Source organism: Heliomicrobium gestii (genome assembly GCF_009877435.1).
GTDB lineage: Bacteria > Bacillota > Desulfitobacteriia > Heliobacteriales > Heliobacteriaceae > Heliomicrobium > Heliomicrobium gestii.
This window is the reverse complement of sequence record NZ_WXEX01000006.1, coordinates 63,526-88,990: the sequence shown is the minus strand read 5'-3', so window position 1 is coordinate 88,990 and position 25,465 is coordinate 63,526. Positions and strand designations below refer to the sequence as shown.

25 protein-coding genes are annotated in these 25,465 nt (G+C 56.2%); all 25 read left to right on the top strand.

The features are described from left to right. Positions 1-122 precede the first annotated feature (122 nt). The 25 genes from GTO89_RS08415 (at position 123) to GTO89_RS08295 (ending at position 25,463) form a co-directional block, all read left to right on the top strand. Positions 123-2,339: a DEAD/DEAH box helicase family protein gene (locus GTO89_RS08415; protein ID WP_161261635.1), complete on the top strand. Its 2,217-nt coding sequence runs from the start codon at positions 123-125 to the stop codon at positions 2,337-2,339. A gap of 3 nt (positions 2,340-2,342) precedes the next feature. Then, positions 2,343-3,155, top strand: coding sequence for a ComF family protein (locus GTO89_RS08410; RefSeq protein ID WP_161261634.1), 813 nt, complete (start codon positions 2,343-2,345; stop codon positions 3,153-3,155). Positions 3,156-3,245: 90 nt separating this feature from the next. Further along, positions 3,246-3,662, top strand: a complete 417-nt coding sequence (locus GTO89_RS08405) for a TIGR03826 family flagellar region protein (protein WP_161261633.1) — start codon at positions 3,246-3,248, stop codon at positions 3,660-3,662. A 167-nt stretch (positions 3,663-3,829) separates the two neighbouring features. Continuing rightward, positions 3,830-4,138: a flagellar biosynthesis anti-sigma factor FlgM gene (flgM, locus tag GTO89_RS08400; protein WP_161261632.1), complete on the top strand. Its 309-nt coding sequence runs from the start codon at positions 3,830-3,832 to the stop codon at positions 4,136-4,138. 17 nt (positions 4,139-4,155) lie between these two features. After that, positions 4,156-4,698, top strand: a complete 543-nt coding sequence (locus GTO89_RS08395; RefSeq protein ID WP_161261631.1) for a flagellar protein FlgN — start codon at positions 4,156-4,158, stop codon at positions 4,696-4,698. 76 nt (positions 4,699-4,774) lie between these two features. Next, complete coding sequence (flgK, locus tag GTO89_RS08390; RefSeq protein ID WP_161261630.1) at positions 4,775-6,907, top strand: flagellar hook-associated protein FlgK; 2,133 nt, start codon at positions 4,775-4,777, stop codon at positions 6,905-6,907. Positions 6,908-6,966: 59 nt separating this feature from the next. Then, positions 6,967-7,860, top strand: coding sequence for a flagellar hook-associated protein FlgL (flgL, locus tag GTO89_RS08385; RefSeq protein ID WP_161261629.1), 894 nt, complete (start codon positions 6,967-6,969; stop codon positions 7,858-7,860). Positions 7,861-7,881: 21 nt separating this feature from the next. Continuing rightward, a complete protein-coding gene (locus GTO89_RS08380; RefSeq protein WP_161261628.1) occupies positions 7,882-8,454 on the top strand; it encodes a DUF6470 family protein in 573 nt (190 codons plus the stop codon). A gap of 67 nt (positions 8,455-8,521) precedes the next feature. Then, the gene (fliW, locus tag GTO89_RS08375) at positions 8,522-8,941 is read left to right on the top strand and encodes a flagellar assembly protein FliW (protein ID WP_328793887.1); all 420 of its coding nucleotides are present in this window, start codon (positions 8,522-8,524) and stop codon (positions 8,939-8,941) included. 50 nt (positions 8,942-8,991) lie between these two features. Then, positions 8,992-9,243, top strand: a complete 252-nt coding sequence (csrA, locus tag GTO89_RS08370; protein ID WP_161261626.1) for a carbon storage regulator CsrA — start codon at positions 8,992-8,994, stop codon at positions 9,241-9,243. Positions 9,244-9,522: 279 nt separating this feature from the next. After that, positions 9,523-10,335: a flagellin N-terminal helical domain-containing protein gene (locus GTO89_RS08365; protein ID WP_161261625.1), complete on the top strand. Its 813-nt coding sequence runs from the start codon at positions 9,523-9,525 to the stop codon at positions 10,333-10,335. Positions 10,336-10,588: 253 nt separating this feature from the next. Beyond that, the gene (locus GTO89_RS08360) at positions 10,589-11,401 is read left to right on the top strand and encodes a flagellin N-terminal helical domain-containing protein (protein WP_161261624.1); all 813 of its coding nucleotides are present in this window, start codon (positions 10,589-10,591) and stop codon (positions 11,399-11,401) included. Between the two features lie 255 nt (positions 11,402-11,656). Next, positions 11,657-12,472, top strand: a complete 816-nt coding sequence (locus GTO89_RS08355) for a flagellin N-terminal helical domain-containing protein (RefSeq protein WP_161261623.1) — start codon at positions 11,657-11,659, stop codon at positions 12,470-12,472. A 93-nt stretch (positions 12,473-12,565) separates the two neighbouring features. After that, the gene (locus tag GTO89_RS08350; protein ID WP_161261622.1) at positions 12,566-13,381 is read left to right on the top strand and encodes a flagellin N-terminal helical domain-containing protein; all 816 of its coding nucleotides are present in this window, start codon (positions 12,566-12,568) and stop codon (positions 13,379-13,381) included. Between the two features lie 135 nt (positions 13,382-13,516). After that, positions 13,517-13,933 carry a flagellar protein FlaG gene (locus GTO89_RS08345; RefSeq protein WP_161261621.1) on the top strand — a complete coding sequence of 139 codons (417 nt, stop codon included), beginning with the start codon at positions 13,517-13,519 and terminating at the stop codon, positions 13,931-13,933. A gap of 29 nt (positions 13,934-13,962) precedes the next feature. After that, complete coding sequence (gene fliD / locus GTO89_RS08340) at positions 13,963-16,071, top strand: flagellar filament capping protein FliD (protein ID WP_161261620.1); 2,109 nt, start codon at positions 13,963-13,965, stop codon at positions 16,069-16,071. Between the two features lie 29 nt (positions 16,072-16,100). Beyond that, the gene (fliS, locus tag GTO89_RS08335) at positions 16,101-16,517 is read left to right on the top strand and encodes a flagellar export chaperone FliS (RefSeq protein ID WP_161261619.1); all 417 of its coding nucleotides are present in this window, start codon (positions 16,101-16,103) and stop codon (positions 16,515-16,517) included. Then, entirely contained in the window at positions 16,514-16,951 is a 438-nt protein-coding gene (locus GTO89_RS08330) for a hypothetical protein (protein ID WP_161261618.1), read from the top strand. Before fliS ends, GTO89_RS08330 begins: the two co-directional genes overlap by 4 nt. Positions 16,952-16,977: 26 nt before the next feature. Further along, the gene (locus GTO89_RS08325) at positions 16,978-17,352 is read left to right on the top strand and encodes a hypothetical protein (RefSeq protein WP_161261617.1); all 375 of its coding nucleotides are present in this window, start codon (positions 16,978-16,980) and stop codon (positions 17,350-17,352) included. A gap of 23 nt (positions 17,353-17,375) precedes the next feature. Beyond that, on the top strand, positions 17,376-18,662 hold the full coding sequence (locus GTO89_RS17815; protein WP_161261616.1) for a motility associated factor glycosyltransferase family protein: 1,287 nt from the start codon (positions 17,376-17,378) through the stop codon (positions 18,660-18,662). A 19-nt stretch (positions 18,663-18,681) separates the two neighbouring features. Further along, positions 18,682-20,664, top strand: coding sequence for a motility associated factor glycosyltransferase family protein (locus tag GTO89_RS08315; protein ID WP_161261615.1), 1,983 nt, complete (start codon positions 18,682-18,684; stop codon positions 20,662-20,664). A 9-nt stretch (positions 20,665-20,673) separates the two neighbouring features. After that, positions 20,674-21,687 carry a UDP-N-acetylglucosamine 4,6-dehydratase family protein gene (locus tag GTO89_RS08310; RefSeq protein WP_161261614.1) on the top strand — a complete coding sequence of 338 codons (1,014 nt, stop codon included), beginning with the start codon at positions 20,674-20,676 and terminating at the stop codon, positions 21,685-21,687. A 63-nt stretch (positions 21,688-21,750) separates the two neighbouring features. Continuing rightward, the gene (gene gmd / locus GTO89_RS08305) at positions 21,751-22,839 is read left to right on the top strand and encodes a GDP-mannose 4,6-dehydratase (RefSeq protein ID WP_161261613.1); all 1,089 of its coding nucleotides are present in this window, start codon (positions 21,751-21,753) and stop codon (positions 22,837-22,839) included. Between the two features lie 14 nt (positions 22,840-22,853). Continuing rightward, the gene (locus tag GTO89_RS08300) at positions 22,854-23,801 is read left to right on the top strand and encodes a GDP-L-fucose synthase family protein (protein ID WP_161261612.1); all 948 of its coding nucleotides are present in this window, start codon (positions 22,854-22,856) and stop codon (positions 23,799-23,801) included. Positions 23,802-23,900: 99 nt separating this feature from the next. Next, on the top strand, positions 23,901-25,463 hold the full coding sequence (locus tag GTO89_RS08295) for a PfkB family carbohydrate kinase (RefSeq protein ID WP_235920333.1): 1,563 nt from the start codon (positions 23,901-23,903) through the stop codon (positions 25,461-25,463). Positions 25,464-25,465 lie beyond the last annotated feature (2 nt).

Here is a 25,465-nt window from a genome sequence, read left to right as displayed (position 1 = left end):
GGATCGCCTCCCGCCGCTCTTTTGCGTCGGGAGGTTTTTCTTTTGATGAAAAAAGAAGGAAATCCATTTATCATAACGAATGGAATAAATGAAAATAAATGGGTATTCAAGGGGTGCGCCCGATGGTCTGCTTGAAAGGGTATGTATACTTGGCCCGGGGAAGAGGACAGAGTTGGCTCGGGTTTACCCATGATCCCGCCCTGGATCTGACCTTGTTGGGGCCGGAAGGGCTTGAGGTGCTCATTTCCCTCACCCCGAGCCTGCCCATCGGGATCGCCCTTTTTATCCTTCAGGAACTGCGGATGTCGATGCCTGGCGATGGCCCTGTCCGTTCATCGGCCTTGACGCGCAAACTTGCCGGGCTGTGGAACGGGTTCAGCCGCCGCATTGGATGGGGCTTATTTCCTGTTCCTGAAGCCGATCAGGGACAGGAGACGACCGAAGGGGCGACCGGCGACGATGCCCAGCGCCGTCGGGGGCGATGGTGGCCATGGGCTGCCGCGGAGAAGACAACGCCCCCGTCATCCATGGCCGGTGATCGGGAATTGTCCCGCCTGTCAAGCCGGACGGCCCACCTGCTCAAACGTTTCGGCTACGCCCCCCTGTTGACCTCCGGTTTCCCCCTCCATGTGTTCCGTCCGACCGGGGAGACAGGTCCCGGCTACCGGTTAGAGGATATCCGCCATCTGGCCGAATGCCTGGAGGGGCGACTGTTGTTCACGGCAGAACTGGAAAAGGCGATTGCGGAGAGGGAAAGGGAAGGTGGCGTCAACCGGAATTTCCCCATCGGGCAGTTGGAGGATCTTCTGCAGATCCTGGCGCTGGCCGGCGCTGTCGAGATCTTCCCATCTATCCTCCTGAACAGTCCCGATGATGCTCGCTGTGTCCGCTGTGGCCAGTCCGGTCGCATTTCAGTCAGCCGCTGTGTTCGCTGTGGCCGGGAACAGTGTTATTACTGTGAGGACTGCCTGCCCATGGGCGAGGCGAGACTCTGTCGCCCCCTCTATGGGTTGGCCGGCGATGAGGAGTGGCTGGACCGCTGGCAGAGCGAGTTGTTGCCCTGGTTGACCGGCGCCGCCGACGGGGGCGGCCGAACCGGAGGGGACAAGCCACGCCGTCCCGATGCCCAGCGAGAGGATGTGCCGTTGCGCGGCCCCCGGCTGGCCTTCCCCCTGAACCGGATGCAGGAAACGGCCAGCCTGCGTCTCGTGGAATGGCTACATGCCGGCGCTGCCGTGACGGATCGGCCAGTTGGCAATGGCGGTGACGGGCGAGCGTCGACGGAACAGCGATTTTCCGCAAATGGCGCCCTCGTCTGGGCCGCTTGCGGCGCAGGCAAGACAGAGGTCTCCTTTGCGGCCATCAGCCAGGTGCTGGGGCGGGGAGGGAGGGTGCTCTTTGCCGTGCCGCGCAAGGACGTGGTGCTGGAACTGGCGCCAAGGATTCAACAGGCTTTCCCTGGCGAGCGGATCGTCAGCCTCTACGGTGGAAGCGCCGAGAAGTTCGGCCACAGCCGCTTGGTGGTGGCCACGACCCATCAGGCCATTCGCTTTTATCGCACCTTTGACCTGGTGGTGCTGGACGAAGCGGACGCCTTTCCCTACCAGGGCAGCGCCATGCTCTATCATGCCGTCAGCCGGGCCCGCAAGCGGGATGGGCGGATCATCTTCATGACGGCGACGCCCGAACGACAGATGAAGCAGGCCGTTCAGGAAAAACGGCTCACCCTGGTGACCATCCCCGCCCGTCATCACGGCTACCCATTGCCCGTCCCCCGGATCATCCTGGAAAAGGAGTGGCGCTGGCAACGGGAACGGATGATGTTCCCGGAAGAACTGCTGCGTTTTTTACACCGCTCCGTTGAAGGGGAGTTCGCCCAGGTTTTTCTCTTTGTCCCCTCTGTTTTCTTGGCCCAGCAGGTCGGCGAATCGCTGAAAGCGGCGACCCGCATGCCGCCCTTCAACGATTTTAAGGGCGCCTGGGTGGAATACAGCCACTCCCGCGACCCGGATCGAGAGGCGAAGCGGCAGCGCTTCAGCCGCCAATTGTTCCCTCTCTTTGTCACCACCTCGATCATGGAGCGGGGCATCACCGTTCCCCGGGCCAATGTGGTCGTGTTGTTTGCCGAGAACGAACGGGTTTACGACGAGCGGACGCTGGTGCAGATGGCGGGCCGTTCCGGACGTTCGACGGAACGCCCCTATGGAGAGGTGTGGTTCATGGGCACGCGGGTCACTGCGGCGATGCAGGAAGCCGTCGATACGATCCACTGGTTGAATGAACAGGCCCGGCGAGAGGGCTTCCTGCGCCCCGCCGAAGAAGCCCGGGAGGCGAACTGACCCATGGGCGCTTCCTTCAAGATCAGCGATCTTTTTTCCCTGGACACCTTGTTTCCGCCGGCGCCGGACTGCCTCTTCTGCCGGCAGGCGATCACATTAGGGGGCGCAGGCCGGCTCGGCCTCTGCCGGCGCTGCCTGAGGGCGATCGAAACCAGCCGGATGGGGCTGGCGCGCTGCAATCGCTGCGGCAAGTATGTGCAAGCAGAGGGCCGTTGTGTCGACTGTCGCCTGCGGGAACCCTGCTTTTTGCAGGCCTGGAGCATCGGACCCTACGAAGGGCTGCTCCGGCAGTGCGTCCACGACCTCAAGTACCAGGGCTTTCGCGGCGTCGCCCGTCCCCTTGGACGATTGATGGCGGAACGGCTGTGGGACCATGTCCCCGGCAATTCCTGGCACAGCGCTTGGGGGGAGTTAAAGGCGGCTGTTTTGACACCGATTCCGTTGCATCCGGAAAAGCTTTACCGGCGAAACTTTAACCAGGCCCAGTTGTTGGCCGAAGCCGTCGCCGACGCCACCGGGTTTCCTGTCGCCGACCTGTTGGGCCGTCGCGAAGACCGGACGGCCCAAGCGCGCCTCAGCCGGCAGGAACGGTTGCGCAACCTGCGCGGACAGTTTTTTGTCCAAGCGCCTCCGGAGGGAGACGAAAGACAGGAGAATCCCTTGAAATCGTCTTTACTGGCGTCGCCATCGGCGGTCATCCTTGTCGATGACGTCTACACCACCGGCGCCACGGTGCAGGAGGCCGCTCAGACGCTTCAGCAGTGGGGGGTTCGGCAGGTGTACGCGCTCACGGCCGCAGCCGGCATGGGGGTATAATCATTGCCTTTAGAGACCCACCATTAGGCCTATTGTCGCCCTTCCCCCTTTTCAGATATAATGGAAAAAAGTCGAGAGCGGGTGACCTAGATGAACGTGAGAAACTGTCCGCGCTGCAACCGGATTTTCGTTCCCCAGGGCCGCCGGATCTGCCCGGTATGTGTTCGCGAAGATGAGGAAAAGTATGAACGGGTGAGGGAATTCCTCCGGGATCATCCCGGTGCGACATTGCTTGAGGTGATCGCCGCCACCGAGGTGGATGAGGATACGGTCCTCCAGTTCATCAAAGAAGGGCGGATCGAAGCGTCTCAACTCCAGGGCGCCAGTCTGCATTGTGAGCGATGCGATGCGCCGATCAGCAGCGGCACACTGTGCCCATCCTGTCAGGGCGCCCTGGCGAAGGAACTGCAAAAAGCGGCCGGCTCCCTCCGACCCTCCTCGCCTGGGGAGCGCGAGACGAAGAGTCGTCCCAAGGACAAGATGTTCACGGCAGACATGAAAGACTAAGATCTGATCCGTTCAGAAAACCGGTGTTGGGCCGGTTTTTTGTTCTTTTTATCCTTTGCGATCAATCGCATGCCTGGCGCTAAAGTTTTCGCGCGGCGGCAACGATACTAGAAAGTGAGTAACGCATAGAAGCAACAGGCTTCCGATAGATGGCGGGGGTGGCAGCGATGATCATCTCATCGAACCAGATCCAACATGCGCTCCAGGTCTATGGAGCGAAACGGGTCGATAAATCAAAAAATGTGCAGGAAACGGAGAATGGGCAAGGCTGGCGCCGAGACTCCCTGAATGTCTCCGATGAGGCACGACTCCTGCAGGCGAGCTTAAAAGCGATGCGGGAAGCGCCGGAGGTGCGGGCCGACCGGGTGGCCTCCCTCAGCGAAGCCCTGCGTTCCGGCGCCTACCATGTGACGGGGGAACAGATCGCCGAAAAAATGCTGGGTCGCAGTTTGGCCGACCAAACCGACCTGGAATAAGAAAAAGGTGAGGACGTATGCCTTCGAATCAGCAGGTCCCCTTGGGTGTCGCGGGGACAGACACCCAAGAGGGCCTTTTTGAGCAAGTGGTGCAACTGTTGGAGATGCACCACCGGTTGCTGAAGGGGCTGAATGCATTGGCCCAGAAGAAAGAACAATCGCTGGTGAAGGCAGATGTGGCGGAGATTCAAAAGCTCACCGACGCCGAGAACACCTTGATTCTGCAGTCCGGACTGGTGGAAAAACAGCGGCAGCAGGTTACGGTTGCTCTGCTCGCGCGCATGGGCATGGCCGACGACGCCCGCCTCTCCGACCTGTTTGACCGATTGCCCCCCCAAGGACAGGAACGGTTGGACAGATTGCGAAGCGACATCAACACTACGGTGTTGGAACTGGAGCGGCAGAATCAGCGCAACAAAGAGCTGATTGAAAAATCGTTGCAGTTTTACGATACCTACTACGATATGCTGCGGCGCGCGACAGAGGCGCCGGCGCCCGCCTATGGACCGCAGGGAGACGGCGAAGCGATCACACGCTCTTTGATCAACCGTAAGATTTGAATACTTCGGTCATTATTGGGGCGCCCATTGACCACAGGACAGCGCCACGATACCGATTTGCGATGGGAGGATCGCCATGCCGTCTACTTTTTTTGGCCTTGAGATTGCCCGTCGGGGTCTGATGGCCAACAAAACCGGACTTGACGTGACCGGCCATAACGTTACCAACTCGGGGACAGAGGGATACTCTCGGCAGACGGCCGTTCTGGGCACGACGCCGTCGCTTTTTCAACCGTCCATGCATCGCGCAAGCTATGCCGGACAGATCGGAACCGGTGTGAATGTCGACCAGATCAAGCGGTACCGCGACAGCTTCCTTGACATGCAGTACCGCAACGAAAACCGCGCTCTCGGCTACTGGGGTGTTCAATCGGACACACTGGTAAAAATTCAATCGATTTTGAGTGAGGAAACCAACACCGGTCTGTCCCAGGTGATGGACCAGTTTTGGCAGGGTTGGGAGGACTTGACGGCTCACCCGGAACAACCGGCGGCGCGCGGTGTCGTCGTTGAGCGGGGCAAAGCCGTTGCGGAAACCTTTTCCCATATCAGCCGCCAGGTCACTCAATTGGAAACGGACTTGAACGACAAGCTGATGTCGACGGTGGATACGATCAACTCCTATTCCGGACAGATCGCCGACCTGAACAATCAGATCCAGGCCATTGAGGTGTCCGGCGACAAGGCGAACGATCTGCGGGACAAGCGGGATCTGCTCCTCGACAAGTTGTCCTCGCTCATCGATATCACCGTCTCAGAAGATAAATCGGGCATGGTCAGCGTGGGAGGCGGCAACGGGACCCTTGTTTCGGGCGGTTCGACCAAAAAGCTGATGGTTGTCGACAGCCCCGACGCGAACGGCAAGAGCCTCTATGAACTTAAGTGGGACAGCGGCATGGTGGCGTTGCCGAACAGCGGCGCACTGAGGGGGATCCTTGAATCCCGAGGAACCATGGTTCCTGCCGGGTACAGTTCCCGCTTCGGTTCCGATAATTTTGATTGGCAGGCGAAGGTGAGCAACCCGAGCGCCGCGCAGGTTGTCGATGTGACGGCCAGCACCGTCGTCGGCACCTACAAGCTGAATATTACGTCAGCGGGGACCAATGCGGCTTTGCCTGCGATGACCTACACAGCGCCGTCCACGGGTCATAGCGAGACCTACAAGATAACGGGAACCGATGGCGCCCTTTGCCAGTTTCAAGTCGCTTCTTCAGACACCATCGATGATGTGGCTGCCAAGTTTAACGCGCTGACCAGCCATACCGGGGTTACGGCCACCGTGTCAGGAACAACGATCCAATTGACAGCGGTCGATGCCGGCAGCAAGACCTTCAAGTTGGACCGGTATGATGACGCCGCCACTCCCGCGCTGATTAGCTCTAACAGCAGCGCCGGCGGCTCCAATGTGGTGATTTCCAGTCCTGTCACCCTTGATGTGGGCGGTGGCGTGACGCAGAGCGTCGCCGTATCTTCGGTCAGCGGCAATCAGGTGACCTTGGCGAACGGACTTGTCCTCAATCTCAACGGCGCGTCCGGGTCAAATGTCGACGTACAGATCTCCAAGCGCGAAGGCATGATCGCCGACATCCGGCGGAAGCTGAACAAGATGGCCACCGTCTTCAGCGCCGAACTGAACAAAAAGCATATGGAAGGCGTATCGCTGGAGGATATTAAAAAAAGCCCCAACAAGGTGCTCGGACCGAGCGGGATTCGGTTTTTTGTGGATGCTACGGCTTATCAAACGAACTCCACGTATGTTGACCCGACAAACATGGAGAACATGATTGTCAACCCGCTTCTCGACAACTCATCCAAAATTGCGGCCGCCCGTTCGGACATCAGCAAGACGCCCCCGCCGACGACGGCTATCCCTTATGAGGGCAATTCAGACAACTCATTGCAGTTGTCCCAGTTGAAGTACAAAAAACTAGACGAGTTTCCCCAGCCGTCGACCGTTGACGATTACTACCGGACCGTGTCGGGGGACTTGGGTGTTTCCGGTCAACAGGCTGACCGGATGGAGAAGAACCAGACGACGCTGACCGATTTGGTGAGAAACCAGCGGGATTCGGTCAGCAGCGTTTCCCTCGACGACGAGATCACCAACATGATCCGCTATCAACAGGCCTATAACGCCTCAGCGCGGATGATCAACGCCGTCGACGAGATGCTTGACAAGATGATCAATCTGGGCGTCGTTGGCCGATAACAGAATCCTTGAATAACGATTCTGCGAATGCGATGTGAGCGCTGAAGGAGGTAAAGGCGGTGCGTATCACCCAGGCGATGATGACGAATGGGTTTATGCGGAGTCTCAATAGCATCTTGGGAGACATGGACAAATCGGAATACCAGCTGACCTCGGGAAAAAAGAACCGGTTGCCACAGGACGATCCCGTCGGGTCGGTGCAAACGATGACATACCGGAGCGCTGTCTTGCAGACAAACAAATACCTGGACAACGCGACGGAAGCCGGCACGTGGCTGGACAACACCGATACGGCCTTGAATGAAGTCACGAGTGTCATCCACCGGGTTCGCACCTTGATGGAAGAGGCCAATACGGACACGGCGACGGCCGAGTCCCGCCAGGCCATCGCGGAGGAAGTGGATCAGCTCGTCGACCATGTCAGCCAGATCGCCAATACCACCGTCGGCGGACGTTATATCTTCGGTGGAACCAATACGGGAAACCCTCCGGCCGTCGTGGGCGGAACGGGCTTTTACACATGGAACGGCAATGACGGAGAGATCGCTGTGGAGATTGACGCCAAGGCCACGGTGGCGATCAATTCCATCGGAAAGCGCATCTTTGCCGACAGCAGCACCGGCGCCAATGACGGTCTGCTCAACTTCCTTAAATCGGTATCGAATACCCTGAAGACAGGCGCTCAGGCGAACAATCTCGGTCAACTGGATAAGCTGGCCGACAAGGTGCTTGAGCAGCAGGCCTCTGTCGGCGCCCGCGAGAACCGGATTGAGTTTACCAACAACCGGCTCCAGAACTTCAAACTGACGATGACCAATACACTGGCTCAAGTCGAAGACGCCGATATGGCCCAGGTGATCACCGACTTTAAAACTCAGGAAAGCGTGTACCGCTCCGCCCTGTCGACGGGGGCGCGGGTCCTGCAGCCGAGCCTTGTGGACTTTCTCCGATAAGGTGAGAGGAGGGTAACGGGGATGAATGTGCCGAGAATTCAAATCGATCAACAGTTCACCCGCATTCAGTCCCATACCCAACCGCGCCGGTTTGAACTGACCAACACGTGGGCCAAGCTGGATGCCGAGCATACCAATCCGCGCGTCGAGCTCAACCGCACACCGCCGCGGGTGCTGATCGATCAGACGGCGGCGCGGGCAAGTGTCGGATATCGCACCAGCAATGATCTCGAAGAGGATTTCGCCTCCCGGGCCATGCAGTACAGCTATGAGCACATCGCGCGCAAGGCGGCAGAAGGGGATCGCATCGGCGCCATTGAGAATCGAAGCGATCCGATTCCCGACATCGCCTGGGAGAACGCATTCCCGGAAGGCCCCGAGCTTACGATCGCCAGTTTGCCCGGCGCCCGTCCCCAGTTTCAGTATCAGCCCGGACGTGTAGACGCACAGTACGTGCCGGGTGATATCCGTTACCATGTGACGCCAGGGCGGGTGCAGGGAGATTACCAACCCAGCCGGGTGATCACCGAAGTGGTCCAGAAAGGGTATGTGAAAGTAATTCCGCCGCCGCCGAAATTGTCTCTTCAGGTCTAGCGAGAGGCATTCGCGCGTTGATTGCATCATCATGGATAGGCGGAGTGGGGAGGCGTTTGTATTGCAGGTGCATTCGAGCCGCTTTGGAACCGTCGAATATCATCCCGAGGACATCATCCGTTTTGAAGAGGGTTTGCCGGGATTTGAGAGAGAAAAACGGTTTATCCTCATCCCTTATGAAGACAAAGGGCTCTTCTTCTTTTTGCGCAGTTTGGACAACCCTGATCTCGAGTTTCTGACTGGTGATCCCTTTGCCTTTTTTCCCGATTATGAGTTCAAACTGGCGGCGGCGGACCAGCAGGAGCTGGCTCTTGGACGATCAGAGGATGCGCTCACCCTGGTCATCTTTACCGTAACGGATGATCCCAGGGATATCCGTGTCAATTTAAAGGCGCCTGTCGTCATCAACCGGGAAAAGCGATTGGCCAGGCAGGTGATCCTCGATAACGAAAAATACTCGACCCGCCACCGACTGGAGGCTTCATAGGGTTGGCCTGGGGGAAGCCTGAGACGGTTTAAGAAACGGGGAGAAGAGAAATGCTGGTGCTTACGCGCAAAGCCGGGGACACCCTGCTGATCGGGAATGACGTGGAGGTTGTTGTCCTCGAAGTTCGGGGGGAACAGATCAAAATCGGCATCCGGGCGCCCAAGGATGTGCGCATCCTGCGGAAAGAAGTTTTAGAAGCGATTGAAGAGGCGAACCGGGCCGCTGCCATCGCCGGAAACACAGATGCGTTGGCCCGCCTTGTCGGAGGGCTTGCTGTGCCAGGCAAGGCGGAAGAAAAATAACCTGACCGTAATCAGGAAACAAGAATGAAATCTTGCGTTTTTCAAGGCCGCGCCAGAGCGGCCTTTTTATTTTTTAAGTTCACTTGCGATTCTATTTTGATTTTTAACGAAAGCACCCTTTGCATGAAAAAAAGAGAACGGCGGCGAAAATCGGATGTGAGTGCCTCATTCCGTCGATTGACGCCTTTTTTTTATTTGCTGGGTCCAACGATAATAACCATGTAGCCGCTCTGACGAGCGAGGCCAAGGAAGGCAATAAAATTCACGGAGGAATGCAAGATGATCATCAACCACAACATCAGTTCGCTGAACGCGCAACGTCAGCTGGGTGTCACCGACTTTTCTATGAACAAGTCCCTGGAACGCCTCTCCTCGGGTCTCCGGATCAACCGCGCTGGCGATGACGCTGCCGGTTTGGCCATCTCGGAAAAGATGCGCGGCCAGATCAACGGCCTGAACCAAGCGGTGCGCAACTCCCAAGACGCCATCTCCCTGATGCAAACGGCGGAAGGCGCGCTGAATGAGACCCATAGCATCCTGCAACGGATGCGGGAGCTTTCCGTCCAGGCTTCGAACGATACGAACGTCACTGCGGACCGGCAGGCCATCAAAACAGAGATCAATGAATTACAGAGTGAACTAAACCGGATTGCTCAAACGACAGAGTTCAACACCCAAAAGCTGTTGAGCGGCGGTTTCACAAACAAGACCTTCCTCATCGGCGCCAATAGCGGTCAAACGATCACCATCAGCATCACCGGTGTGACGTCGACCAAGCTGAGCGTGAACAGCATCTGTGTCAGTGACTCCTCGCACGCGCAGAGCGCCATCACCTCGGTGAACAATGCCATCGCCACCGTTTCCACGATGCGGTCGAAACTGGGCGCCTGGCAGAATCGCCTCGAACACACCATCGCCAACTTGAACGTGGCTTCCGAAAACCTGCAAGCTGCCGAATCCCGTGTCCGCGATGTCGACATGGCCAATGAAATGTCTGGTTTTACGCGCAGTCAGATCCTCAGCCAGGCCGGCACGTCCATGCTGGCGCAAGCCAACCAGAAACCACAGGGCGTGCTGTCGTTGCTCCGTTAATCACCAAACCGCTTCCACGAAGAAGCCTGCCGGCGCAGCCTGGCAGGCTTCTTGCTATTATTGAACAATGAAATAGCGAGAAAAATAGAGATATTCGCATGTAATGAAACTAATTTTCGAAAATCAAAGGCAGATCACCCATAAACGCCGTTACAAAGTTTAAACCTTTTTTCGACAAGAACGATAATAACACTGTAACTTCCAATACATAGCAGGCCAAGGATGGCCACAGAGAATCAAGGAGGAAAAAACCATGATCATCAACCACAACATCAGTTCGCTGAATGCGCAACGTCAGCTGGGTGTCACCGATTTTTCCATGAACAAATCTCTTGAACGGCTTTCCTCAGGTCTGCGCATCAACCGCGCTGGTGACGATGCTGCCGGCCTGGCCATTTCAGAAAAAATGCGCGGCCAGATCAACGGCTTGAACCAGGCTGTTCGGAACTCCCAAGACGCCATCTCCCTGATCCAAACGGCAGAAGGCGCGCTGAACGAAACGCACTCCATTCTTCAGCGGATGCGTGAACTGTCTGTCCAGGCGTCGAACGACACCAACGTGACGGCTGATCGCAACGCCATCAAGACAGAAATCAACGAACTCCAGAGCGAACTGAACCGGATTGCCAATACGACCGAATTCAACACCCAAAAACTGCTGAGCGGCGGGTTCTCGAGCAAGACCTTCTTGATCGGCGCCAACAGCGGTCAAACGATCACCATCAGCATCACCGGTGTGACGGCGACCAAGCTGAGCGTGAACAGCATTTGCGTCAGCGACTCCTCGCACGCACAAAACGCCATCACCTCGGTGAACAATGCCATCGCCACCGTTTCCACGATGCGGTCAAAACTGGGCGCCTGGCAGAATCGCCTGGAGCACACGATTGCCAACCTGAATGTGGCTGCGGAAAACTTGCAAGCTGCCGAATCTCGGGTTCGGGACGTCGATATGGCTTCGGAAATGTCGAACTTCACTAGAACGCAGATCCTCAGCCAGGCCGGCACGTCCATGCTGGCGCAAGCCAACCAAAAACCGCAAGGCGTTCTCTCGCTCCTGCGCTAATCTTGAAGATGATGCGAAAAGCCTGCCGGATCAGTCCGGCAGGCTTTTCAGCAATCGATAGTCAATGAAATAACTATCTAGAATAAGATATCAGCATATAATCGAATAAAATCTCGCATAATCATCCTAAAACGCCTAAAATCACCTTGTTTCAATATTAAACTCTACTTCCAGAGCAGCGATAATAAGAATGTAGACCTTTATCACATACCAGGCCAAGGACGGCCGGGAAAAAAATCAAGGAGGAGAAAAAGAATGATCATCAACCACAACATCAGCTCTTTGAACGCGCAACGGCAACTGGGTGTCACCGATTTTTCCATGAACAAGTCCCTGGAGCGGCTGTCTTCGGGCCTCCGCATCAACCGTGCTGGCGATGACGCTGCCGGCCTGGCCATCTCGGAAAAGATGCGCGGTCAGATCAACGGCTTGAATCAGGCTGTTCGGAACGCGCAAGACGCCATCTCGCTGATTCAAACGGCGGAAGGCGCCCTGAACGAAACGCACTCCATCCTGCAACGGATGCGTGAGCTGTCCGTTCAAGCCTCCAACGACACCAACGTCACCGCCGACCGCAACGCCATCAAGACGGAAATCAACGAACTGCAGAGCGAACTGAACCGGATCGCCAAGACGACCGAGTTCAACACACAGAAACTGCTCAGCGGCGGTTTTTCGAGCAAGACCTTCCTGATCGGCGCCAACAGCGGACAGACCATCCAAATCACCATCACCAACGTGACGGCCAACGCCCTCGGTGTCAGCGGCACCCTGAGCGTCAGCAACACAACCAAGGCTCAAGCGGCCATCACCTCCGTCAATACGGCCATCGCGACGGTTTCGACGATGCGGTCCAAACTGGGCGCCTGGCAGAACCGCCTCGAGCACACCATCGCCAACTTGAACGTGGCTTCGGAGAACCTGCAAGCGGCCGAATCCCGCGTCCGTGACGTTGACATGGCTGCCGAAATGTCCAGCTTCACCCGTAGCCAAATTCTCAGCCAGGCTGGCACTTCGATGCTGGCGCAAGCCAACCAGAAGCCCCAAGGCGTTCTCTCCCTGTTGCGGTAATCATTAGAATCCGTTCCTAATCGATCGGTGATATCATAGATCACCGGGCCGGCCAAGGAAGGCTGACACAAAATAATCAAGGAGGAAAAAATCATGATTATCAACCATAACATCAGTTCGCTGAACGCGCAACGCCAACTGGGCGTCACTGATTTTTCGATGAACAAATCCCTGGAACGGCTGTCTTCGGGCCTTCGCATCAACCGCGCTGGCGATGACGCCGCCGGTCTGGCTATTTCGGAAAAGATGCGTGGTCAGATCAACGGCTTGAACCAAGCTGTTCGGAACGCCCAAGACGCCATCTCGCTCATTCAAACGGCTGAAGGCGCCTTGAACGAAACGCACTCCATCCTGCAACGGATGCGTGAACTTTCTGTCCAAGCCTCCAACGACACCAACGTCACTGCTGACCGCAACGCCATCAAGACGGAAATCAACGAACTGCAGAGCGAACTGAACCGGATCGCCAAGACGACCGAGTTCAACACCCAGAAGCTGCTGAGCGGCGGCTTCTCTGCCAAGACCTTCCTGATCGGCGCCAACAGCGGTCAAACCATCAAAATCACCATCACCAACGTGACGGCCAGCGCCCTCGGTGTCAGCGGCACCCTGAGTGTCAGCAACACGACCAAGGCTCAAGCGGCCATCACTTCTGTCAATACGGCCATCGCGACGGTTTCGACGATGCGGTCCAAACTGGGCGCCTGGCAGAACCGCCTCGAGCACACCATCGCCAACCTGAACGTGGCTTCGGAAAACCTGCAAGCCGCCGAATCCCGCGTTCGTGACGTTGACATGGCTTCGGAAATGTCCAGCTTCACCCGCAGCCAGATTCTCAGCCAAGCCGGCACCTCCATGCTGGCGCAAGCGAACCAAAAACCCCAAGGCGTGCTGTCGCTCCTGCGGTAAGCAAAACGTAATCAAAAAAAAAGGCCGGCCGGTCAAATCGGCTGGCCTTTTTTGATCATAATGTTTTATCCGGGTGACTCCGATGATATATGAAACGTGATAGGATTTGTTTTTTTTGAAAGGAAGTGGAGCACTGTGGAAATCGGGACGAATGGGATGGCTTTCTCTTCAATCTCTCCCGTGGGAGCAAATGTTCCCGTGAACAGCGGCAGTCCTCAGCCTTCCAAAGGAAATGGGGATGACACGGCCGTTCAACCAGAGGTGGAGAAGAAGCCCGGACAAGAGAAGACGACACCGGATAAGACCAGCTCAGCCTTGCAAGAAGAGGTGAAGCAGAAGTTAGAGAAAAAGGTAAATCACCTCAATGACATGATGGAGCCCTTTAATTCCCATCTGAAGTTTGAAATTCATAAGGAAACCGGAAATATCATGGTTCAGATCATCGACAATCGCAACGATAAAGTAATTAAGGAGATTCCGCCGAAAAAACTGCTCGATATAGCGGCAGCGATTCAAGAAGTCGTCGGGCTTTTTGTGGATAAGCGGGTTTAGGCTACCGCGTAGGATTGGGAGGGTGTACCATGAGTAATCTTCAGATTAGCGGGCTGGTTTCAGGTATCGATACGAAAGGTATCATTGACAAGCTGATGGCCGTCGAATCACAACCGCTTGTCCAGATGGAGAGACAGAAAAAGATACTGCAATTTCGAAAAGATGCCTTTTTTGAGTTTAAGCTCAAAATGAATTCCTTGCGCGATAAGGCGGAGACCCTGTATCGAAACACCGGTTTTTCGGCCACCACAGGCACTACCAGCGACACGAGTGTGGCCACCGTCAAGACCGGTACAAACGCCGTGGCCGGCACCTACAACCTGGATGTCACGACACTGGCAACAAACGCCCGGATTTCCGGAAAAGAAAGCATGATGGGGGTTCTCGCTGCCACCAATGCGGCGCTGACGGGCAGTTCCGCTGTCGCCGCCGCCGATTCAAGCGTGAAATTCTCCGACTTTGCCGCCAGCAACAGCCTGAGCAATGTGCAAAGCGGTCAATTTACCATCAACGGAGTGTCGATCACGGTTGTCAAGGGCGCCGACACGGTCAACTCGGTGTTGAACAAGATCAACGACTCCAATGCCGGCGTGACAGCCAGCATCAATTCGAGCAATCAGATCGTTCTCACTCAGAAGACGGCCGGCAAGTCGCAGACGATCACGCTGGGCAGCGATTCGAGCGGCTTTTTGGCGGCTACCGGTTTAAACAGCGGCACGGCGAGAACAGGGCAGGATTCACCGGAACTGCGCACCTTGGACAGCATCAACACCGATCCTGACTACGCGGGAACGGGAACCATCTTTACAGGCGGTTTTTTTAAGATCAACGGGTACACCATCAGTTACAGCACATCGGACACGGTCCAGTCGATCTTGAATAAGATCAACAACGGCGCCACCGGTGTAACGGCTTTTTATGACCGGAACAAGGGCCAGATCAGCTTTACCTCCGAACAGACAGGCGCAAATCAACAGATTGTGCTCGATGAGCCCGGCGGCGCCGGCGCTCACGGGAATTTTCTTCACGCCATGCTCGGCGCCGACGCGAGCAAGAACATGGCCGACGGCGCTTTCGACTGGGCGACGGACGCGCCGAACGCCAAAAAAGTCGCCGGCACAGACGCCACCTTCAAGATCAACGGCGCTGACATGAAGAGTTCCAACAACACCGTATCTTTCAACGGGATGGACATCTCCCTGCTGAAACAAGGGGCGACGACGACCATCACCGTAAATCCTGACCTCGACAAGGTTACCCAGAATATTCATGACTTTGTGGACAAATACAACGAAACCGTCGACTATCTGTATAACAAGCTCGGCGAAAAGTCCTACCTGTACCACGCTTCCGGTCAAGATGCGAACACGAACCCGACCGACGATGAATTGAAGACGGGCCTGCTCAAATCACAGAGCATTGTTCGCGACGCCTACGACCAGCTTCGCCGGATGGCTTCCGGCAGTGTCATCGGATTGCCCGACGAGATGAACAGCCTCTCAGACATCGGCATCACCGGCAAGAAGTACAGCGAAGATGGGGGCAAAAGCGGGCAACTGACGATTGACGACGATAAGTTGAAGGCGGCATTGCGATCCAATTTTAACGGCGTCATGTCCCTCTTTCAGCAAAAACAAGTCCAGGTCGCCGATTATACGCTGACAACGACGCCCGGCACGACGGAGTATAAATTGCCGAAGACAGGTATCACCTATGGCTCGCTCCCGACCCAGCTCGTTTCCGGATCGGAACAGTTCTCTTTTATCGACGGAACGCCGGGAGACCACCAGTACACCGTCGATTGGAACAACGGCATCGTCAAATTCGGTTCTGATCCGGGGGCGCTGACCTTCTCCAATCTGTACTTCACCTACAACCCGAAGACGGAGTATACGGCCGGTTTAGCCACCCGGATACGGTTCTATACGACAGATACCACCAAGACCGGCGGTTCGCTCGATGCGATCACCGGCAGCAGCGGCAGTATCGAGAAAGAGTTGAAGGTCGTCAACACGGATATGGATAATCTTCAACGGCGTCTGGAACAGAAGCGCAAATCCTACGAACAGCGGTTTACCGCGATGGAAACGGCCTTGTCCAAGATAAAATCCCAGACATCGGCCCTCGCCTCCCTGTAGTTGAAAAACCCATAGGAGTGGATAGAGAGATGTTTACTGGCACTCCGCACCAGCAGAATGCAGCCCTGAACCAGTACCGGAACACGGCTGTGCAGACGGCGGCCCCGGAAAAGCTTTTGCTTATGTTATACGACGGGGCCATTCGCTTTCTTCATCAGGCGATCAAGTACATTGACGAGAAAAAGCCGAATGAAGCGCATCAGAATATCGTTAAGGCTCAGAATATCATCGTCGAACTGACGGTTACCCTGAACATGGACTATCCGATTTCCCAAAACCTGCGGAGCCTCTATGATTTCTTTTTTCAGCATCTGGTTCAGGCCAATGTCAAAAAAGACACGAAAATGATTATGGATATCATCAAGCTGCTTTCCGAACTGAGAGATACCTGGGAGGAGGCGGCGCGCATCGCCAAGACCCAGTCATCCTCTGGTGGTGGGGCATGAGCGCAGCCATAGCGGCAGTCTGTAACGAAATCGACCGGCTGACGAAACAGGCGGAAATCATCACAGAAGAGATTGCGACGCGTATCGCCGACAGTCAGTTTGAAGACATGGATTGGTTGATGGCCCGGTTGGATGATCGGGCACAGGTTTTAGACCAGATGAGCGGTCTTGTCGACCTGTGGAAGAGAACGGCGACTCCAATCACCCCATCCCCTTCGTCACCTGCTCTGGGGCGCCAAAAGGATGAATGGCGGGAAAGCTTTGCTCAACGGATGCAGCGCATCTGCGCCGTCGATGGCGCCATCACCGAGCGCCTGATTCGCCTCAAAGGACAGTGGACGAAAGAATATCGCTCCCTTTTTCTCTCGCCTGCCGCGGGCAATTACGGATTGCTCCCGGACATCAGCGCAAAATTGTATGATCGCCAAGGCTAAAGGGGGCATGGAGGACATTGAGCAACATGTATCAAGAAATTATTGAATCCGGCGTCGAATACCTGCCTCGACTGATTGACGGTCTCCAAGCGTCCGCCGCCTTCTTTCGCCAGGGGAGCGAGACCAAAGGGATTGAGCAGTTCACCAAGGCCTTTGACGGGTTGGAGTGGATTGCGGCGGTGATCAACGGACTTCCTCAATTATCAAAGGGACAAGTGTTGCCGACCGATGTGTTTGAATCGATCCGCAGGACACTGGCGGAACTGGAAGAAGCTTGGTCGGTGCAGGATTTTGTCACCATTGGCGATTTGACAGAGTATGAGTTGGTCACCCATCTGCAAGGCTTGTTGGAATGGTTTGATGGGCAGGCAAAACTGCTGGGCCTAGGCCCAACCCAATGACTCGCGACGCATTGAGGCCGGACGTGCAAGACGCTTTGGGGGAAGACCTGTTGCTCGAAATGGGTCGAAAGAACAATTGGACCCTCTATCATCGCGCAACAGGTCGTTACCTGCATAGCCGCTTTGATCCGGTCGCAGAGGCGGAGAACTGGGTATCCGGTCATCTGGGGGAAGAGAAACCCCAGCGGATCGGGATTTATGGCTTTGGCCTTGGGTATCACGTGTACGCCGCTGCCCGGCGCTTCCCTGGGATTCCCATCGATGTGTTTGAGATTGACCCGCGACCGGCGGGAGCGGCAAAGGCGCTGGGGCTGTTCGAAGGTGAACCGTCCTTTCGCTTGCATACGGGTCAAGGGGCGGAAAGCGCCCTCGGTGAATGGCTCGAGACCTACGATGAAAAAGACGCCTTCTGGGTGCATCGTCCATCGCTGGATCTCATCCCGGAAGCGCGCCGGCGGGTATCAGAGATTTTAGACAGCATGTTGGCGATCCGTATGGCCTACGAGCGATTTGGGAGCCTCATGCATCAAAATTGGGAGCAAAACCAGGACACCTTGCGCACCCAGGCCGGATTCCGCGACTTTCTCGCCGATATGGGAGCACATGACACGGTGCTGGTCGCCGGTGCGGGGCCTTCCCTGGATCTGGTCATGCCCTTTCTGCCGGAATGGAAAAAGAGCGCCTTTCTGCTCGCCGTGGGTTCGGCTGTGGGGTCCTTGCGTGAGCATCTTTGCTTTCCCGACGGCGTCGTCATCAGCGATCCCCAGGATTTCGTCATGAACCAGGTGATTGTCTATGAAGATGTTGTTTGGCCGGCCTTGCTGCTGTTGCCGACCATTCATCCGCGAATCTTTCGGGAGTATCAAGGCAAGAAGTATGTCCTAGCCCAGGAAGGGTTGCAATATGTCGAAGATTGGGCGAAAAGGCGGGGAGAGGACACCCTGCCAACGGGTGGCTCTGTCATCACCCTGGCCTTACATGTGGCTCTGAAAATGGGGGCGAAACGAATCGTTTTCATGGGAATGGATTTTGCCTATACGGGGGGCAAAAAACATGCCCATCAGTCCCCCCATATGCTATACGACGCTTTAGCGAAAACGGACAACTGCATAATGACACAGACAAATGACGGAGGCGTCGCGTCGACAACACGGGCGCTCACTAAGTTTCGCCGCTATGTGGAATCACTCATTCGGCGCCGTAACGATGTGGATTTTATCAATACCGGCGCCGGCGCTGTGATCGAAGGCGCGAGGTGGGTTCCGACGGAACGGGTGGGCGAATTGCTGAAGGATGATTTCGCCAGATAAACGGTAAAGGAAGAGCTGAATGCCGATTATTGATGATAAAAGCGGTAGCAGCGGCAAACAGCCGCCGGTGGAATACTGGCTGACCAATTTGGCCGCACTCCAAAGGCACAGGGCTCCGCTCTATCGACAGTTGGACACCTACGCCCGAGAACTGGGATTATCCGTAGAAAATCTCCCGCAAGGCATCTTCGGCAAAACCTTCGAACTGTTGCCCTGCCGGCGCCAGGGGTGGACACTGGTGTACAAGCAGAATGAGCAAAAGGCCTACCTGCACAGCCAGTACGACCCCTTGCGGGAAGCCGCTGATTGGGCGCGCAGCACCTTGGCGGGACATAACCGCCAACAGCAAGGAAATAAAGACCACCTGATTGTGATGGGAATCGGGTTGGGTTATCATGTGACAGAATTGGTGCAGCACAAAACGATCGAAGGGTATATCGTTGCTGTCGATTCTTCGCTTGAGCACCTGATCGCCGCCTTGTCGGTTCAAGATTGGTCAGAAGCGTTGGCGAATCCTTCTTTCATCCTTGCCGTTGGACCGGACAGCAAAGATTTTTCCGAATTCCTGGCCAGCGCGATCAGTTTTTATGAAGTGGATTCTGTTCGCATCGTCGATTATCGGCCAGTCGTGCGGCTGGATGAGGCCTTTTATCAGAAGATCATTGAAGATGTTTTGTTTGTCCTAAATCAAATCAGCGCCGAATTGGCGACGTTGATGCACTTTTCCGAGCAGTGGCTGGAGAATATCTTCAATAACCTTCCTGTGCTGTGCCGTTCCGCCGGGATTGCAGATTTCGCCGGAAAGTTCAAAGGGGTTCCGGCGATTGTCGTCGCTGCGGGGCCGTCGCTCAACAAGGTCCTGCCGGAGTTGCGCCGTTGGAAGGAAAAAGCCCTGCTCTTTGTCGTGGGAACCGCCTTGAAGCCGGTCATGAAAGCCGGCATCGAACCGGACTTTATCGTCAGCATCGACGGCGGCTCGCCGAATTACTATCACTTTACCGACGGTGAAGCGAATGAACCCTTGTCGATAAAAACCCCGCTGATTTACGATCCGAAGGTATTTTGGCACATCTGCAACATCCACGAAGGCCCCAAGATTGCCGCCGTCACCAGCGACTTTATGGGCGAGTGGCTCTACGCCTTTGGGCCTTATCTGGAGCAAAAAGTCGCCGCCGGTCCCTCCGTCACTAACGTGGCCTTTGAATTGGCTCGCCGGATGGGGTGCAACCCCATTTTCCTCACTGGTCTGGATCTGTGTTATCAGACGGGCTTTACCCATGCGGAAGGAACAGCCTGGCGCAAAACAGAAGCAAAATCGGAGCGGAAGTTGCTGCCGACAGTGAACATGTTTGGCGAACCCGTCAACACAACCTGGGCCTTCCAGATTTTCAAGGATTGGTTTGAGAAAGAGATCCCCAAAACGCCCGATGTCCGCGCCTATAACGCGAGTGTCGGCGGCCTGGCCATTGAAGGCGCCCCCTATGCGACAAATGACCAGATCGAAGCGCTGCTCGATGGCGCAGCCGATTTGAGCGAGGTCAGGGAGCAGATCCGCGAGCTATTGGCGACAACACCGCCCATCATCGATCGCGATCGATTGAAGGCTGATCTGGGGGGCTTGCAGGAAGAACTGGACCGCGCCAAAAAGCTGGCGCAGCGGGCCCGCGATCTCTCCAAACGGATGGGACGGCTGTACGATCGCAAGGAACCGGGCGCGATTGAGCGCAGGATCGGCGGGATGCTGAAAGAGTTGGAGACGATCGATGAAGAACTGAAGGGCATGGGCAATATGAATGTGATGCTCGCCTTGCCTTTTCAGAGTCTGTATTTCGAGTATTTTCGGCGGATCGAGGTTCCGGAAGACGCCGATGAACGCGCGACCGGCCTGAAGGTGTCTGAAGCCGGTCGTATCCTCTACGACTCCATCGTCAAGATGGCGGAAAAATACCACAAGATGTTAAGCAAGACCCTCGAGAGATTCGGTGAAGAACAGTCAGGATAGGGATGAAGGATGAACGAAAGCTACCTAAAAAATAAAATCGTTCTCGTGATCGGCGTCACCGGTTCTCTGGGCAGGGTGCTGCTTCCCAAAATTCTCGCCCATTCACCCAAAGCGGTGCGTCTCTTTAGCCGTGATGAGGCAAAACTCTTTGAGCTTCAGCAGGAATATGGTCCGCGCAGCGACCTGCGCCATTTTATCGGCGATGTCCGTGACGCCGAACGGGTCAGGCGGGCCGCCGAGGGCGCCCAGGTCGTTTTCCACCTGGCCAGTCTGAAGCATGTCCCCCTTTGCGAGTACAACCCCTATGAGGCGGTGAAGACGAATGTCGTCGGCACGCAGAATGTGATTGAAGCGGCATTGGCCAACGGTGTGGAGCGGGTCGTCTATACCAGCTCTGACAAGGCTGTCAGTCCGACCAACACGATGGGGGCCACCAAGCTCCTGGCGGAGCGGCTCATCTCTTCGGCGGTGCAGTGGCGGGGAACGCGCAAGACGATTTTCTCGGCGGTCCGTTTCGGCAATGTGCTCAACAGCCGGGGGAGCGTGATCGAGGTCTTCAAAAAGCAGATCCGCAAAGGCGGACCGGTGACAGTCACCGATCCGGAGATGACGCGATTTATGATGACCTTGTCCCAAGCGGCCGATCTGACCGTGCGCGCCGGCGAGTTGGCCCGAGGCGGAGAGGTTTTCGTTTTGAAGATGCCTGTCATCCGCCTCGGCGACTTGGTGGAGACCATGGTGGAGAACTACGCCCCCTTGGTGAATCGAAAGCCGAGCGACATCGCGATCGATTATATCGGACTTCGCCCCGGCGAAAAGCGTTTTGAAGAATTGATGACCCACGATGAGAGCGTGATCGCCCGGGAATTGCCGGATATGTTTCTCATTCCGGGCTGGAGCGGAGATGTGAAACAGGAAGCAGATAAAGCGATTATTTCCAGCTCAGCGCTGCTTGAACCCATCTCCAAGGAAGAGGTCTATCGTCTCTTGCATGGCGAGGGCATCTTCCAACTGGACAACTAGCCCGCTCATCAACGAGAAGGCTCAGTTGTCACCATTTTCAGGGATCAGTGAGGGAAACATCGGATGAGTAAAGTTGCATTGATCACAGGGATTACCGGTCAAGACGGCGCCTATCTGGCGGAGTTTTTATTAAGCAAGGGATACATCGTCCACGGTATCAAGCGGAGGGCATCGTCCTTTAACACGGAGCGCATCGATCACCTCTACCAGGATCGCCACAGTTCCAATGTCCGCTTTACCCTGCATTACGGGGATCTGACGGATTCGACGAATATCATCCGGATCATCCAAGATGTCCAGCCCGACGAGATCTACAACCTGGCTGCCCAGAGCCATGTGCAAGTGTCCTTTGAAACGCCGGAATACACGGCCAATTCTGACGCGATTGGGACCCTGCGGCTGTTGGAGGCCTTGCGCATCCTGGGGCTGGAGAAAAAGACGCGCTTCTATCAAGCGTCGACGAGCGAACTCTTTGGGAAGGTGCAGGAGATCCCCCAGCGGGAGACGACACCCTTCTATCCGAGAAGCCCTTACGGGGTGGCCAAGATGTACGCCTACTGGATCACCGTCAATTACCGGGAAGCTTACGGCATCTATGGCTGCAACGGAATCCTGTTCAATCACGAGTCGCCCATTCGCGGCGAGACCTTTGTGACGCGAAAGATCACCCGCGCTGCCGCCCGGATTCACATGGGGCTGCAAGAAAAACTGTTCTTGGGCAACCTGGACGCCAAACGGGATTGGGGCTTTGCAGGCGATTTCGTCCAAGCCATGTGGCTCATGTTGCAACAGGAACAGCCGGACGATTACGTGATCGCCACCGGCGAAACCCATAGCGTGCGCGAGTTTACCGAACTTGCCTTCGCCCATGTCGGCATTCCCCTCCGGTGGTCGGGCCAAGGGGTCGATGAAAAGGGCATCCATGGGGAGACGGGGAAGGTGCTCGTTGAGGTGGACCGCCGCTACTTCCGTCCCACCGAGGTGGACATCCTGCTGGGTGACCCTTCCAAGGCTCGAAACGAGCTGAAGTGGCAACCGACCGTGACCTTCCCGGAGTTGGTCACGCTGATGATGACAGAAGACCTCAAGCGGGTGCAACGGGATGTGCTTTGCCAAAACCACGGTTTTGACGTCAAGCACAACGACGAATAACCGGAGGCGATCCCATGACAGGGTTCTTTGCGAATCGCAGGGTGCTGGTGACCGGCGGCGCCGGTTTTCTCGGTTCCTATGTGGTCGACGGCTTACATACGCGCGGGTGCCAAGCGATCTTTGTTCCCCGCAGCAAGGACTATGACCTGACTCAACTGGAGGATATCAAAAGGCTCTACGAGGAATGCAAACCCGACATCGTCATCCATCTGGCCGCTGTCGTCGGGGGGATCGAAGCGAACCGCAAAAACCCCGGCAAGTTTTTTTACGACAACCTGATCATGGGCGTTCAATTGATGGAGTGGGGACGGGTTTACGGGGTAGAAAAGTTTGTCGCCGTCGGCACGGTCTGCGCCTATCCCAAGTTCTGCCCCCCGCCTTTTCATGAAGACGATCTATGGAACGGGTACCCCGAGGAGACGAACGCGCCCTACGGTCTGGCGAAAAAGATGATGCTGGTGCAGAGCCAGGCCTATCGCCAGCAATACGGTTTCAACTCTATTTTTTTGTTGCCTGTCAACCTGTACGGGCCGCGGGATAACTTTGACTATGAGACATCCCATGTCATCCCGGCGCTGATCCGGAAGTTTATCGAGGCCAAGGCTGCGGGAACGCAGGAAGTGGTGTTCTGGGGCGACGGCACACCGACGCGCGAGTTCTTATTTGTGGAAGATGCCGCGGAGGGGATCTTGCTGGCGACGGAGCACTACAACGAATCGTTGCCCGTTAACCTGGGAACAGGCAGCGAGATCGCGATCCGGGAACTGGCCGAGTTGATCGCCGGGATCGTCGATTACCGGGGCGACATCCTCTGGGACACGAGCCGACCGAACGGTCAGCCGCGGAGAATGTTGGATACGTCGCGGGCGAAGGAGAAATTCGGATATCAAGCTCGTGTGTCCCTTGAGGAGGGCTTGCGCGAAACGATCCGCTGGTATCTGGAGAATCGACAGAATCGATAGAATAGAATCGGTAACCGTCGATTCGGCGCGGCCAGCTGGGGAGTGGGCGTATCGCCATAGAAATAGGATTAGATAAGGCGCCTGTGAGGTGGACGTATGTTGGTAGAACCGACGGGGAACCGGAAACGGCAGAAAATCGTAGATAAATCACACTTCGGCGCCATATGCGAACGGCTGCGTGACGAAGGAAAGAAAGTGGTCCTTTGCCACGGTGTCTTTGATCTGCTTCATCCCGGCCATATCATTCATCTCGATCAAGCGGCGTCGCTGGGCGATGTGCTGGTTGTCTCTGTCACATCGGCGCCCTATGTCAACAAGGGGCCTGGACGCCCCTATTTTTCGGACGAGCATCGGATGACCTCCCTGGCTGCGTTGGAATGCGTCGATTTTGTGGTGCTCTCGGAACAGGCGACAGCGCTGGAGATCATCGAGATCGTTCGTCCCGACGTGTATGTGAAGGGCAAGGAGTACGCCGAGGCGAAGAATGATGTGACGGCCAACATCGATAAAGAGATCGAGCAAACGCGTCGCTGTGGCGGCGATGTCCATTACACGGAAGGCGACGTGTTCAGTTCCACACGGTTGCTGAACCGTCATTTTGATGTCCTCCCGCCGGGTGTGCGGGAGTTTGCGGAAGAACTGACGGGCAGGATCCGCTTTGACGAGGTGCGTCGTTTTGTCGAGGCCATGGCTTCGCTAAAGGTGTTGGTTGTCGGCGATATCATCATCGATGAGTATGTGATGTGCCAGACGATGGGCTTGACCTCGAAGGACCGGGCCATTTCGGTGCGCTATGACGGCGAGAACCGCTTCCTGGGGGGGAGTTTGGCCATCGCCAGGCACCTGGCCGGTTTTTCCCAGAATGTGACCGCCACAGGGATCCTGGGTGGGGAGTCTCACATCCATACGCTCATGCTCAATGAGTTGAGCCGCGAGATGTATCTGGACCTGGTCTTTGACGCCGATTACCGCACCATCGTCAAGCGGCGCTATGTGGAGCGCCACGGCATCCGCAACGAGTATGAGAAGATGTTCTCCATCAATTACTTCCCCGACGAAAGGACAGCCGACGGAGAGAAGCGGGAGCGCTATCTGGAAAAACTGCGTCGCACCGTCGCCGATTACGATCTGGTCGTTCTCTGTGATTTCGGGCACGGCGCCATTGACCAGCAGGTGATGGAGATTGTTCAGGAGAAGGCGCGCTTTTTGGCCGTCAACTGCCAAACCAATTCGGCCAACTACGGGATGAACCTGATCACGAAATATAAAAAAGCCGACACCTTCACGATCGATGAACGGGAACTGCGCCTGGCCATGGCCGATCCCCGCGGCGCCGAAGGCGCCTTGCTCACCCGGCTGAGTCAACAACTGGGCGCCCGCCAGGGATGGGTGACCTTGGGCTCGAAAGGCTCCGTCGCCGTTGATCGCGAGGAGCGCCGCTTTGTCCATCCGGCCCTCACCTTGACCGTCCTCGACACCGTTGGCGCCGGCGACGCCTTTTATGCATTGAGCAGCATGTCTGCCTACCTGGAAGCTCCCGTTGAGATCGGGTCCCTGTTGGGCAACATCGCAGGATCGATCGCCTCCAACTACCTGGGCAATTCCCAATCCGTTCGCAAGGGCGATCTGCTCAAGTTTGTTTCTACCGTATTGAACATCTAAAA

Excerpts from the sequence above, each read along its gene's own strand:
- GTO89_RS08395 (WP_161261631.1), top strand. The coding sequence starts at position 4,156 with ATGCCTTCGAATCAGCAGGTCCCCTTGGGTGTCGCGGGGACAGACACC.
- GTO89_RS08325 (WP_161261617.1), top strand. The coding sequence starts at position 16,978 with ATGTATCAAGAAATTATTGAATCCGGCGTCGAATACCTGCCTCGACTG.
- csrA (WP_161261626.1), top strand. The coding sequence starts at position 8,992 with ATGCTGGTGCTTACGCGCAAAGCCGGGGACACCCTGCTGATCGGGAAT.
- flgM (WP_161261632.1), top strand. The coding sequence starts at position 3,830 with ATGATCATCTCATCGAACCAGATCCAACATGCGCTCCAGGTCTATGGA.
- GTO89_RS08300 (WP_161261612.1), top strand. The coding sequence starts at position 22,854 with ATGACAGGGTTCTTTGCGAATCGCAGGGTGCTGGTGACCGGCGGCGCC.
- GTO89_RS08315 (WP_161261615.1), top strand. The coding sequence starts at position 18,682 with ATGCCGATTATTGATGATAAAAGCGGTAGCAGCGGCAAACAGCCGCCG.
- fliD (WP_161261620.1), top strand. The coding sequence starts at position 13,963 with ATGAGTAATCTTCAGATTAGCGGGCTGGTTTCAGGTATCGATACGAAA.
- fliS (WP_161261619.1), top strand. The coding sequence starts at position 16,101 with ATGTTTACTGGCACTCCGCACCAGCAGAATGCAGCCCTGAACCAGTAC.
- GTO89_RS08330 (WP_161261618.1), top strand. The coding sequence starts at position 16,514 with ATGAGCGCAGCCATAGCGGCAGTCTGTAACGAAATCGACCGGCTGACG.
- GTO89_RS08355 (WP_161261623.1), top strand. The coding sequence starts at position 11,657 with ATGATCATCAACCACAACATCAGCTCTTTGAACGCGCAACGGCAACTG.
- GTO89_RS08310 (WP_161261614.1), top strand. The coding sequence starts at position 20,674 with ATGAACGAAAGCTACCTAAAAAATAAAATCGTTCTCGTGATCGGCGTC.
- GTO89_RS08360 (WP_161261624.1), top strand. The coding sequence starts at position 10,589 with ATGATCATCAACCACAACATCAGTTCGCTGAATGCGCAACGTCAGCTG.
- GTO89_RS08365 (WP_161261625.1), top strand. The coding sequence starts at position 9,523 with ATGATCATCAACCACAACATCAGTTCGCTGAACGCGCAACGTCAGCTG.
- GTO89_RS08350 (WP_161261622.1), top strand. The coding sequence starts at position 12,566 with ATGATTATCAACCATAACATCAGTTCGCTGAACGCGCAACGCCAACTG.
- flgK (WP_161261630.1), top strand. The coding sequence starts at position 4,775 with ATGCCGTCTACTTTTTTTGGCCTTGAGATTGCCCGTCGGGGTCTGATG.
- GTO89_RS08405 (WP_161261633.1), top strand. The coding sequence starts at position 3,246 with ATGAACGTGAGAAACTGTCCGCGCTGCAACCGGATTTTCGTTCCCCAG.
- GTO89_RS08410 (WP_161261634.1), top strand. The coding sequence starts at position 2,343 with ATGGGCGCTTCCTTCAAGATCAGCGATCTTTTTTCCCTGGACACCTTG.
- GTO89_RS08415 (WP_161261635.1), top strand. The coding sequence starts at position 123 with ATGGTCTGCTTGAAAGGGTATGTATACTTGGCCCGGGGAAGAGGACAG.
- GTO89_RS08380 (WP_161261628.1), top strand. The coding sequence starts at position 7,882 with ATGAATGTGCCGAGAATTCAAATCGATCAACAGTTCACCCGCATTCAG.
- gmd (WP_161261613.1), top strand. The coding sequence starts at position 21,751 with ATGAGTAAAGTTGCATTGATCACAGGGATTACCGGTCAAGACGGCGCC.